The organism is Paenibacillus donghaensis (assembly GCF_002192415.1).
In the GTDB taxonomy this organism is placed as follows: Bacteria; Bacillota; Bacilli; order Paenibacillales; family Paenibacillaceae; genus Paenibacillus_AQ; species Paenibacillus_AQ donghaensis.
Genome location: NZ_CP021780.1, coordinates 7,471,600 through 7,482,688, shown reverse-complemented (window position 1 = coordinate 7,482,688; position 11,089 = coordinate 7,471,600). Strand labels below are relative to the sequence as shown.

The following is an 11,089-nucleotide window of genomic DNA, read 5'->3' as shown; positions in this document are numbered from 1 at the left end:
CTTACCCCAATTCGTCAATTGCTTCCTTATACTACGTCATACCCCTGGTCCTCAATCGCTTCCTTGATCGCACCCAGGCTTACCTTGCTCTCATCGTAATCGACGGCCACCGTCTTGGCGGCAAGATCTACCTTCGCTGCGGCACCGACGCCACTGACCGCTTTCTCTACAGCACTCACACAATGTCCGCAGGACATTCCTTCTACTTGCAGTGTAACGTTCGACATGAATATTACCTCCTTGGATTATATAGAGCTGGTTAGCATACCCTCATCTTGATGATCCTTCAGATCGCTCGGAGTTCTTCCTAATTCACATGGTTTATCTCATCAGCTTGTTGACGGTAATCAGCAGCTCATCGATAACCTCATGCTCACCGGCTTCGATCCGTTCCACAATACAGCTCTTCATATGCCCTTCCAGCAAAAGCTTCCCGACGCTGTTCAGCGCCGCCTGAACAGCAGCCAGCTGGTTGAGCACATCGTCGCAGTACGTGTCTCGTTCAATCATGCCCTTCACTCCGCGGATCTGGCCTTCAATCCGGTTAAGCCGGGTGGTGAGGCCATTCTTGAATTCCGTCGAATGATGGCTCTTGCGTTCGCCCGGGTCGGCCGATTGGCAATCCTCCCCGCAGGTATGGGCGGCAGGTTCTTTCTTCTTAGCAGGCATAGAATAAACCCTCCTTGCCATCACTATAATATACCCCCCATGGGTATGTCAAGGTCTGTATGCTGCTTGCAGCGATAGTTCGACCACGCTGGTTTATCTTTGCTCTCCCCTGTCCAAACTGTAGGATGCCAAACGTAACCCATTATATTTTCAAAATAAATATTGCTACCCTACTCAAATTTGAATATAATATGATTTGCTTCTATTGAATTCGGCATTATCAATGAAGTTCATACTAGAGAACAAAGGAGCCAAACCAACATGCATTCCAAAGAAAGTAATCTTAAGCTTGTGGTCGTTGGCCTGCTGCTGGGCATTCTGATGTCAGCCATGGACAATACCATTGTAGCTTCAGCTATGGGTACCATCGTCTCCGACCTCGGGGGTCTGGACAAAATCGTCTGGGTCACCTCGGCTTATATGGTCATGGTGATGGCCGGCACGCCCATCTTCGGCAAGCTCTCCGACATGTACGGACGCAAACGTTTTTTCCTGTTCGGACTGGTCGTATTTCTGATCGGCTCCGCCTTGTGCGGAACGGCCCAGAGTATCACACAGCTCAGTATTTACCGGGCGATCCAGGGGGTTGGTGGCGGTGCGCTGATGCCGATTGCCTTCACCATTGTTTTTGATATCTATCCCGCCGAGAAAAGAGGCAAGCTGACCGGCCTCTTCGGCGCGGTCTTCGGGATCTCCAGTGTGCTTGGTCCGCTGCTGGGTGCTTATATCACCGAATACGTCGGCTGGCAGTGGGTATTCTACATCAACCTGCCGCTGGGCGTAATTGCTTTTGTGCTGATTGCCATGTCTTACAAAGAATCCATTGAGCACTCCAAGCAACGGATCGACTGGGGCGGAGCCTTCACCCTGGTGGCCTCGGTCATCTGCCTGATGTTCGCACTGGAGCTGGGCGGCAAGGAAGGGTATGCCTGGGATTCGGCCCGCATCCTTGGACTGTTCGCCGGCTTCGCTGTCATGCTGCTGGCCTTCCTCTTCATTGAGACCAAGGTGTCTGAACCGGTGATCTCATTTGCGATGTTCCGCAGACGCCTGTTCGCCACCAGTAGCATCATCGCCTTGTTCTATGGCTCGGCTTTTATTATCGCCACTATCTACATTCCAATCTATGTGCAAGGCGTACTGGGTGGCTCGGCCACCAATTCCGGGCTGATTCTGATGCCAATGATGATCGGTACCGTACTCGGCAGCCAGACCGGCGGACTGCTTACCACCAAAACCAGTTTCCGCAATATCATGATCCTGTCTGCTGTCTGCTTTGTAGCGGGCATCTATCTGCTAAGCACACTGTCGCCGGATACCTCACGCCTGCTGCTTAACACGTATATGGCTCTGACCGGGTTCGGAGTGGGCTTCTCCTTCTCTGTACTTAGCATGTCCTCAATTCATAATTTCGAGATGCGCCAGCGTGGCTCAGCGACTTCAACCAGCACCTTCATGCGCTCCCTGGGCATGACGCTGGGCATTACGATCTTCGGTATTCTTCAGCGCAACAGCTTCAGCAGCAGCATGACCAGCGCTTTTGGCAGCGGGGAGGCTTCTTCCTTCGGTGATCCGCGCGCAGCGCTGACTCCTGAAGCCAGAGCGCAGATTCCGGCCCCGGTGCTGGAGACAATCTCAAGTGCTCTCTCCTCGTCCATTGCCCAGACCTTTATGTGGGCGCTTGTGCCAGCCGTGCTTGGCCTTGTGTTCGTGCTGCTGATGCCGGGCGACCGGCTCTTGATCCCCGGCAAAACAGCCCAGCCTTCCCTTTCCAAAAGGTAAGCGGCGATGTCAATGAAACTGGTGATACTCGGGCTGCTGCTGGAACGCAATATGCATCCTTATGAAATTATGATTGTCATGAAGGAACGCTCCATGGATCGGATCACCAAAATGCAGATGGGCTCGCTCTATTACGCCGTTGATAAGCTGGCTAAAGAGGCGCACATTGAAGCCGTTGAAGTCATCCGCAGCAGCGACCGGCCGGACAAGACCATCTACCGGATTACCGCCAAAGGCAAAACGCTGTTCGAGCAGCTGATCCTGCAGCAGATCAAAAAAAATGAACCGGTCTACCATCCGCTCTACATGGCGCTCGCCATGTCGCGCCATGTAGACCAGGACAAGGTGGAACGGCTGTTGGCTGAGCGAATCCGCGAGACGGAGCACCAGGTCAATCTCGCTTATCAGGTGTATGAGGAGCATATCGCGATCGTTCCCCGTTCGGCGCTGCATCTGATGTACGGCAGATATGAGCATTCGCTCGTTGAACTGAAGTGGCTGAAGCGCCTGTATGAGGACGTTGCTGCACGCAGGCTGAGTGAGGTTGGATCTCCGCTGGACTTGTCCTGATGACCCTATTAAGCCACCGAATTTAGTTGCGAACACGATTACTACTTAGGACTCCATAAGATTAGAACACTTCAGTTTCCGTTCGTTGATCGTGTTCACCTATCCAATCCAATGATTTAGTTGCGAAATCGCATCTAATTAGCCGTATTTCCCCGTTTTAGAGTAAATAAGTGCGAAATCGCATCTAATTTACCATTCTGATCACTAAATAATCGATTTACTCGAAAATAGTTGCAGAATCGCACTTATTTGCCCGATAACAAGAGTTTCAGCTGAAATTAGATGCACTTTCGCATCTAATTTCTCTGATAACTTTAGTGCAGCACTCTACAACCTCAGTGGGAGCTAAGAAGTAACTATTTGTTTATCTATGGAGGCCCTCCGGGGTCTTTTTGCTGTTTAAATGGGCCAAGATATATTTATTAAGGAGCAACATCACAGGAAGCGACCAAACAACGTAGCTCCAGTGACAAGAAATACCATACCGGCTTCTAAAGGTGTACAATTATTTATGCATCTGCAATTACACTGTTACGGAGGGATAACCTGTGTTGAAACCGCTACCACTTCACAAGCACGGCATCTCGGCCAGCCGGCTTGCCCTGGGCTGCATGGGTCTCGGCGGAGACTGGGACCGCAGCCCCATTACGGCCGCAGAGATTAAGCAGGGGCACGAGGCTGTAGACGCCGCCCTGTCCATTGGCATTAATCTGTTCGATCATGCCGACATTTACACACGGGGCAAGGCCGAGAAAGTCTTCGGGCAGATCTTCAAGGATCGGCCCGGGCTGCGCGAAGAGATGATCCTGCAATCCAAATGCGGCATCAAGCTGATGGAGCCGGGTGACAGCACCAATTCGTTCGATTTCTCCGGCGGCCATATCCTCAGCAGCGTGGATGGAACCCTATCGCGGCTGGGTACCGAGTATATCGATATCCTGCTGCTGCATCGGCCCGATCCGCTGATGGACCCGGAAGAAGTAGCCGCCGCCCTGCAGCAATTGAAGAAATCAGGCAAGGTGCGCCACTTCGGCGTCTCCAATATGAGCGCTGCCCAGATCAAGCTGCTGCAGGCCTACTGCGATGAGCCGTTTATTGTGAACCAGCTCCATCTCAGCCTCAACCAGCTCAGTTGGCTGGACGCCGGGCTCAGCCTGAACCGGCCTGCCTTCAAGGATGTCACCTTCCCTGAAGGGACTATTGAATTCTGCCGGATGGAGAATATCCAGCTGCAGGCCTGGGGCCCGCTCGCCCAAGGCCTCTTCAGCGGTCGTGCGCTGGACGATCAGCCGGAGCGGGTGGTCAACACGGCGGCTATGGTTGCCGACCTTGCCGCAGAGAAAGGCACCACGCCGGAGGTGATTGTACTGTCCTGGCTGATGACCCATCCCGCTGCTATTCAGCCCGTCATTGGCACCGTGAACCCACAGCGGATCGCTGCCTGCGCCGATGCCGATATGTTTCCGCTCAGCCGCAAAGAGTGGTATGACCTCTATGTGTGCTCGCGCGGGGAACGCCTGCCGTAAGACTGCGGTATTTTAAAGGGTCAGCGTGTGTGCAGAACTGAGCAACTGACAGCTTTCTTATCCACAAGCTTCCTGACTGAAGGAAGCTTTTTTTTGCGGGGAATTCAGTCTGCCAGGCGGCCTAATCAAGTAAGATGCCTCTTATGCAAAATCATGTCACGAAATCGCATTTCGGGATTGTTATATAGGCAAACGAGCAAGGAGGTGAGAATTTGCAACCAACCATCCCCGGGGAAGCGGAATATAAGCTGAATGCGATTGAAACTGTTGTAAAGCAGGTCCAAGAAGGGGACAAGCAGGCATACGAGTCAATCATCACCAGTTTTGAACGACAGATGTATGCCTACTGCTTTTATATTCTTAAGAATCACGCGGAAACGGAGGATGCCGTACAGGAAATCTTCATCCGCGCCTATATGAATCTGCATCAATACAGCAGACAAGTTTCCTTCTCCGCCTGGCTCTACAAGATGGCTTACCATCATCTGATGAACCTGAAGAAGAAGCAGGGACGCTGGCTCAAACTGGTGGAGCACTACAAAGAGCAGCAGTCTATGCAGCCACTCTCCCACAACGAATCAGTAATCTATGAGCTGATGGCTTACCAGACAACAGAAGAGCGCCATATCCTGCTCCTTAAGGCGGTTGAGCAGTACACCTTCGAGGAAATTGGTGGAATTATGTGCCTTAATCCTGCCACAATCCGCAAAAAATACGAACGCTTGCGTCAAAAACTGATGGAGCACGTAAGCCAAGAAAGGAAGAGAGTGCATGGGACCATTGCCGGAACAAAGGGAGTTCGCTGAAATAAATACCCTCGAGAATATGCTTCGTGAATCATCATTTTCAAGACCAAGCATGAGCAAACAAATTATGAACAGGATTGGAGAGATTGAAATGAACAGAGAACCAAAAAAAACTGGATTCAGCGTTTTGAAAAAAAGTGTGGTGGCCGCATCAGTAACGGCTATGTTAGGTGCCGGAGTATTGGGGACGGGTTTTGTATCGCCAGCCATGGCAGATGCCCTAAAGAAAATACCGGGTTTCGGAGTCATTTATAATGGAACGAGCGATCAGGCCGTGGAGTCTGCCCGTAGTCAGGGAATCCTATCCGATCCCAAACAAAGTGTAACGCATAACGGCATTACTTTGAAGCTGGCCACCTACTTGTATGATGGTACCCGTCTATCCTTCGTATTGGAACGCGAAGGGGTAGATCTGGAGAATATGGCTCTGCCTTTGATTCTTAAAGATGCCCCTGAAGCTCAGCTGCCCAAAGGGTACATCGAAGGTGCAGATAATCTTACCCTTCTTGCTGACGGTCAAGAGATCAAGTACACATCAGGAGGATTTGGAGACGTGCCTTATCAGCAGAAAACCTCATTTAAGGGGGAATTGACTGGGGGGCTGAGCTTGCCCGACCAATTCGAGCTGACAATCCGGGCAAAGGTTACACAGGTGTCAGAGCCTTTTGAATTCAAGGTCCCGGTGCAGATAGATAACAAGGCCCTTGTGCTGAAGCCCAATATCTCCAAATCGGACGGGCTGTTTAGCTATACGGTACAGGAGCTGTATATCTCACCATTGACCACCCGTCTGGTTCTGGACAGCAAGGGGGCCGTTCCACAAACCTCGGAGCAGACAGGCGAATACAGCGCCAGCAGAGTGTATTACGAAATTGTGGATGATCAGGGTAATGAGCTTGAACAACACACATTGGGCTACTTTAACAGCAAACCAGGTACAGCCTATCACTTGGATGAGTTATACGCTCCGTTTGTAGGCACGCCAAAATCTATTACGATCAAGCCGTTTACCTTTACAGTGAAGAATAATGACTGGAGTGTTGTGGGAGAAAAGAAAGACAGTAAAGGAAATCATCTGCCTGGAAAGGACAGCCTGGGTACACGGACGTATCTGAAAGACCTGGAAATGACCCTTCCGGTAAATAGATAAAACACAGGAGCAGTACCAGCTCATGATGACACTGCACCAGAAAGGAGGAACGGTTGGGAAGCATTGTATTACTGACAGTATGAGAAGAATGAGCGTGGCTGTGAATGGACAAAAATCAACGGTTCTTCCCACTGTACCCCACTTAGAGGATGAGGCGCGCAGCGACACTCTTCTGTTCCCCTTCTCCGGGAAGGAACAGCAACAAATTCCTGATCATTTCAAAATGGATCTGAAGCTGTATGCCCGGAATATCAAAGATCCATTTAAATCGATCACCCTTAGATCTTTTACGTACACTTCTTACCAAAAAGCTTCCTGGCTATAAGGAAGCTTTTTTCTTCACCCGCCACACAATAGGTTGTTTATGCGGCTTGGCGATTGATTACACTGGCTAAATCCTCACAAAAAGGAAGCTTGCTCTATATTTCAAGAGCAAGCTTCCTTTTCTATTCTTCTACAGGCTTGACGTCAATTTGATCGACGACAAACTCATTTTTGTCACGATTGAATGTATAGGTGGCAGTAAATTCACATGCCGTAATGGGGGAAGTACCAACCGAGCCTGTGAAGTTTAATTTGATTGTTTGCTCTTCGACATAATAAATAATGATGGCTCCGAAACCTAGTTCCGATTGATTATAATCCGGAGAAGGATCAAAGTTATATTTTAATTTCTTTTTTTCCCCTTGGGTTTCCACGGTAATGGATAATGTACCGTCGTCATTTTTAGAAACCTGCGATTTAATGTTTTGAGAAACAATATCCTTAAAGTCTTGTACTTTGATTTCAGATAAATCCTTGGGATTCAATACATGAATATCATAATTATCTAGTTGTGTTCCGTTTGCTGTCTGCATGATAACTACGGCTTCCTCCGCACCATCTCCTGTAAGATCAGTATAGAGCGCAACCGGTTTAGATCCAGTGCTAGTAAAAGTCCAATCGAATTCTTTTGTTACTCCATTTACATCAAGCGTTACGCCGTTAAATCCTTTACCTTCTTCCTTGTTTGCATACAGTTTTACTTTTTGATCTTCAGAAGCAACAACTAAATTCATATTAGATTCTGCATTATCATTTTGTGCATTTATCTGAACACTCGAAGGCTGACTCATTGATCCTTGAGAGACTGGCGCTGACTTGTCCGGACCACATCCTGATAACAAAACACTTCCCACCAGCATTAACACACCAATTTCTTTTTTCAAAACTGTATCCCCTTTCATCTACGTGACAGAAATTATATCAAAGCAACTGAACAAATGAATGACCTATACTTCCCTTCCGTCCCTGTTTCTTCAGACAAGCCACATTCGAGTGGACTAAAGCGTATGGACGAATACTCACCCAGAGAGGAAATTCCTGCAAAAATACAGGCATTTCCTCTGCTCTTCTCCTTGTTCACCGAATTCCTGCATTAGTGCAGGTTTTCCGGCAGATAGTCCTGCGAACCCGCGCTGGAGTTGTAAAAGCCTGCACTTTTGCAGGCTTCGGGTCCCCATGACCGTTTTCACAAGAAAAAAACTGTAGAATTGCAGGCATTTGGAGCAGTAGCTGAGAGTATAGGGGCGCGCTGAGCTTGAGGCCGGCGGTCTTGCGCTGCTCCTGTGGTCGTCCTTGCTTATTGCCGGTTCCGGTTCCAAACATTATCCTCCCCCCTGCTTTACAGATCAAGGACATGCCGGGTATGAACTTCTGAAACGCTGGGCTATTCGTGACAAAGGGCAGAATCCGAAGTTGAAAAGATTACTTGCAGACAAACATTTTCGTTCTTTATTAAGAATATTTCATGTAAATTAATGATTATAGGAGATAGTACGCGAAAAACAGATATATTCGTTCTTTATAAAGGAATTTTAGCCTTAGATCGCGTTTTTCATTTCTTGGGTCTTTAGTGTATGCTTTGCTTACGAAGTTGTTCTTTATAAAGAACACTTATAGCGAATAACGAACTTTTGCATATCAGAACCATCACGAGAGGAGGCCTTCCTCTGTACCCAAGAGCAGCCAGAAAAAGAACACGCAAGAAGAAAACCGGCCTGCGGGTGCTGCAATCAGGCATGGCAGTCTCCATCCTTCTCTTCTATACTTCCAGCCAGATCGGGAGCACTTATGGCGGTTACAGTTCGGGGCAGCAGTTGGACAATCCGATAGAGCTGTGTGAAGTGTTCCCCGGTCAAATCAAGCAGCTGCTCAGCGAGTTCAGCGGCCATATCCAGCGGATCGCCCTGCTGAAGGCAGCACTCGCCGGACACTCACCTGCTGTAGACATCGGAGATGCTTCCGATATCAGCGGACTGTCCTTGGACGAATTAGAGCAGACCGCAGCGCTCCTTAGCTCGCAAATGTCTGCAGCCAATGCCGGTATAGCTGCCATAGAACAGCAGCGCAGCGTGAACAGGGACATTTGGCAGCAAATTCTGCAGGAGCTTGGCAGCGCAGCGCAGCTGCTGGCGCAAATTGGAGGATATATGATCGAGCTTGAGCCAGGCTGTCTGGAGATCCGTGACGCACAGTTCTTCCAGGAATTCGAGCAGCATGTCAATCAGAGCGGGGTGCTGTCCGAGCCGCTGATGGATACGCTGAACGGAATCCTCCGCTATTTAACCTCCATTCAGCAATGGGGCAGCGTTTCTCCCGGCATCATGTTCAGCGGCAACCAACCGCCGGATGAAACCACCGGCTACTTCAGTTCTGGAGCAGCTTATCCTTCAGCTATAAGCGCAGCGGGGGCCGAAGGCCCGGCAATGTCAGCACAGCTGCTCTCCAGTTATGAGCAACTGCAGGCAGAGCTGGAGAACAGCGGCAAGCGCCTGGCATCCAGCCTGGACAGCTTGCACAGCCGCCAGCAGCAAGTGGAGGAAGCCCGGACCGCACTACTGGAGCAGGAGAAGCTGGAGGAAGCCCGGAAGGCTGAAGAAGCTCGGAAAGCCGAAGAAGCCCGGAAGGCTAAGGAAGCCCGGAAAGCCGAAGAAGCCCGGAAGGCTGAGGAAGAGCAGAAATTACAGAAAGACAAAGACAAAGAACAGCCTGCAGCGGTGAACGAAGAACAAGCTGCGGACGACAACAGCAAACCAACTGTGACCCCTACTCTCGATGATGAACTGACCGTTCCTGAGCCCGTAGCTCAAGAACAGCCCAGCCCATCGCCCGGGACGGCAGCCGGCGAAACACCGAATGGACCGGCTGAACCAGCAGCAGACTTGGCAGAGAACACTCCACAGGCCACGCCTGCACCAGCCGAAGCTCCAACTCCAACTCCAACTCCTATTCCCGAAGAAGGCGGCGAATGAACGATGCGTGTCAAAAAAATAATTACCAATACCCTGACCACCCTGATGTTTATGCTGTTTCTGGTCCTGGTGGTTGCCGTGGTCATCTCCAAAGCCTCCGGCGGTGAGCCTTCGCTCTTCGGCTATCAGATCAAAACCGTACTATCCGGCTCCATGGAGCCTGGCATCCATACCGGTTCTGTAGTTGCGCTGAAGCCCGGCGGTGACATGACCCGCTTCCAGAAAGGCGATGTGATCACCTTCATGGATGAGGAGAGCCGGCTGATCACCCACCGTATTGTTGATGTGCAGATGAATTCCGCGCTGAATCAAGCTACCTATACCACCAAAGGCGATGCCAATGATGCCGCCGATTCTGCTCCTGTTTTCTCGACTAATGTCGTAGGCCAATATACCGGAATTACTGTGCCTTATGTCGGTTATGCCATGAATTTCGCCGTCTCCAAAGCAGGCAGTATTCTGCTGATGATTGTTCCGGGGCTGCTGCTGTTGCTCTACGCGCTTTACACCTCCTGGAAGGCCGTATCCGTGCTGGAGCGCAAAAACAGTGTGCCTGCCGCCGCAGAAACCGTGCCCGATCCGCTTCATTAATTCGTTGTCTCCTCCCGTTTACGTAACGTGGAGCACACATATGCATCGCCGCAAGACCAGTCTTATAATTCAGAAGCACAAGAGAGGGTTGAACAAATGAATGTAAAGAAAACACTGGGTCTTGGTGTCGTTTCAGCAGCTTTGGGCCTGACCCTGATCGGCGGCGGCACCTTCGCTTATTTCAGCGATACCGCCCAGACCAACGCTGCTTTTAACAACGGAACATTGAGCCTGACCTCCGATCCATCCATCTTCGTGAACCTCAACAATCTGAAGCCCGGGGACACCATTAACAAAACGTTCTGGCTGAAGAACGACGGCTCTCTGGACATCACCAAGGTGCTGCTTAAGACTGTACCTACCGTAAACGATCTGAACGGCAATAACGGCAGCCACAATCTGAAGGAAGATATCATTGTTACGATTATGATCAATGATGACAAGAACAGTATCCCTGTCCTGGTCAAATCGCTTGCCGATCTGGAGAAAATAACACCTGATCTGGTCAAAACCGGCTTATGGGGCGAAAAATCAGGGATCAAGGCAAATACCAGCGACAAGCTGTACGTGAGCTTTTTCTTCAAAGAAAACCTGACCCCGCAGAATTATTATCAAGGCGACGAGTTGAACCTGACCTGGACCTTCGAGGCAAGCCAAGGAGCAGGCGTCTACAAATAAAACAATACAAATTTAATAAATCAA

General features: G+C 50.0%; 12 protein-coding genes. 9 read left to right on the top strand and 3 right to left on the bottom strand.

Annotated elements, in window-relative coordinates; all coding sequences use genetic code 11:
- Positions 1 to 26: 26 nt before the first annotated feature.
- Positions 27 to 227, bottom strand: coding sequence for a copper ion binding protein (locus tag B9T62_RS33890; RefSeq protein ID WP_087919273.1), 201 nt, complete (start codon positions 225 to 227; stop codon positions 27 to 29).
- A gap of 94 nt (positions 228 to 321) precedes the next feature.
- Positions 322 to 669 (bottom strand): metal-sensitive transcriptional regulator, encoded by a 348-nt coding sequence (locus tag B9T62_RS33885; RefSeq protein ID WP_087919272.1) that lies wholly within the window; start codon positions 667 to 669, stop codon positions 322 to 324.
- A gap of 261 nt (positions 670 to 930) precedes the next feature.
- Here B9T62_RS33885 and B9T62_RS33880 point away from each other — a divergent pair, with 261 nt between their 5' ends.
- The 6 genes from B9T62_RS33880 to B9T62_RS33855 all read left to right on the top strand — a co-directional run bounded on the left by B9T62_RS33880 (position 931) and on the right by B9T62_RS33855 (position 6,828).
- Positions 931 to 2,451 carry an MDR family MFS transporter gene (locus tag B9T62_RS33880; protein WP_087919271.1) on the top strand — a complete coding sequence of 507 codons (1,521 nt, stop codon included), beginning with the start codon at positions 931 to 933 and terminating at the stop codon, positions 2,449 to 2,451.
- A 12-nt stretch (positions 2,452 to 2,463) separates the two neighbouring features.
- A complete protein-coding gene (locus B9T62_RS33875) occupies positions 2,464 to 3,021 on the top strand; it encodes a PadR family transcriptional regulator (RefSeq protein WP_342746134.1) in 558 nt (185 codons plus the stop codon).
- Between the two features lie 548 nt (positions 3,022 to 3,569).
- Positions 3,570 to 4,547: an aldo/keto reductase gene (locus tag B9T62_RS33870; RefSeq protein ID WP_281257663.1), complete on the top strand. Its 978-nt coding sequence runs from the start codon at positions 3,570 to 3,572 to the stop codon at positions 4,545 to 4,547.
- A 212-nt stretch (positions 4,548 to 4,759) separates the two neighbouring features.
- Positions 4,760 to 5,353: an RNA polymerase sigma factor gene (locus tag B9T62_RS33865; RefSeq protein ID WP_087919269.1), complete on the top strand. Its 594-nt coding sequence runs from the start codon at positions 4,760 to 4,762 to the stop codon at positions 5,351 to 5,353.
- A gap of 91 nt (positions 5,354 to 5,444) precedes the next feature.
- A complete protein-coding gene (locus tag B9T62_RS33860; protein ID WP_342746133.1) occupies positions 5,445 to 6,503 on the top strand; it encodes a DUF4179 domain-containing protein in 1,059 nt (352 codons plus the stop codon).
- A gap of 22 nt (positions 6,504 to 6,525) precedes the next feature.
- Positions 6,526 to 6,828: a hypothetical protein gene (locus tag B9T62_RS33855; protein ID WP_087919267.1), complete on the top strand. Its 303-nt coding sequence runs from the start codon at positions 6,526 to 6,528 to the stop codon at positions 6,826 to 6,828.
- 121 nt (positions 6,829 to 6,949) lie between these two features.
- Here the strand turns inward: B9T62_RS33855 and B9T62_RS33850 are convergent, their stop codons facing one another.
- Positions 6,950 to 7,711 carry a hypothetical protein gene (locus tag B9T62_RS33850; RefSeq protein ID WP_087919266.1) on the bottom strand — a complete coding sequence of 254 codons (762 nt, stop codon included), beginning with the start codon at positions 7,709 to 7,711 and terminating at the stop codon, positions 6,950 to 6,952.
- Between the two features lie 852 nt (positions 7,712 to 8,563).
- On the opposite strand from B9T62_RS33850, the gene B9T62_RS33840 reads away from it, so the two are divergent.
- The 3 genes from B9T62_RS33840 (at position 8,564) to B9T62_RS33830 (ending at position 11,065) form a co-directional block, all read left to right on the top strand.
- The gene (locus tag B9T62_RS33840; RefSeq protein WP_169834297.1) at positions 8,564 to 9,796 is read left to right on the top strand and encodes a hypothetical protein; all 1,233 of its coding nucleotides are present in this window, start codon (positions 8,564 to 8,566) and stop codon (positions 9,794 to 9,796) included.
- A gap of 3 nt (positions 9,797 to 9,799) precedes the next feature.
- On the top strand, positions 9,800 to 10,387 hold the full coding sequence (sipW, locus tag B9T62_RS33835; protein WP_087919263.1) for a signal peptidase I SipW: 588 nt from the start codon (positions 9,800 to 9,802) through the stop codon (positions 10,385 to 10,387).
- 96 nt (positions 10,388 to 10,483) lie between these two features.
- Positions 10,484 to 11,065 (top strand): TasA family protein, encoded by a 582-nt coding sequence (locus B9T62_RS33830; protein ID WP_087919262.1) that lies wholly within the window; start codon positions 10,484 to 10,486, stop codon positions 11,063 to 11,065.
- Positions 11,066 to 11,089: the final 24 nt, after the last annotated feature.

What these genes read in the sequence shown, in the direction of transcription:
- B9T62_RS33875 (WP_342746134.1), top strand. Translation starts at nt 2,464, where the DNA reads ATGAAACTGGTGATACTCGGGCTGCTGCTGGAACGCAATATGCATCCT.
- B9T62_RS33890 (WP_087919273.1), bottom strand. Translation starts at nt 227, where the DNA reads ATGTCGAACGTTACACTGCAAGTAGAAGGAATGTCCTGCGGACATTGT.
- B9T62_RS33830 (WP_087919262.1), top strand. Translation starts at nt 10,484, where the DNA reads ATGAATGTAAAGAAAACACTGGGTCTTGGTGTCGTTTCAGCAGCTTTG.
- sipW (WP_087919263.1), top strand. Translation starts at nt 9,800, where the DNA reads ATGCGTGTCAAAAAAATAATTACCAATACCCTGACCACCCTGATGTTT.
- B9T62_RS33840 (WP_169834297.1), top strand. Translation starts at nt 8,564, where the DNA reads ATGGCAGTCTCCATCCTTCTCTTCTATACTTCCAGCCAGATCGGGAGC.
- B9T62_RS33860 (WP_342746133.1), top strand. Translation starts at nt 5,445, where the DNA reads ATGAACAGAGAACCAAAAAAAACTGGATTCAGCGTTTTGAAAAAAAGT.
- B9T62_RS33885 (WP_087919272.1), bottom strand. Translation starts at nt 669, where the DNA reads ATGCCTGCTAAGAAGAAAGAACCTGCCGCCCATACCTGCGGGGAGGAT.
- B9T62_RS33880 (WP_087919271.1), top strand. Translation starts at nt 931, where the DNA reads ATGCATTCCAAAGAAAGTAATCTTAAGCTTGTGGTCGTTGGCCTGCTG.
- B9T62_RS33855 (WP_087919267.1), top strand. Translation starts at nt 6,526, where the DNA reads ATGATGACACTGCACCAGAAAGGAGGAACGGTTGGGAAGCATTGTATT.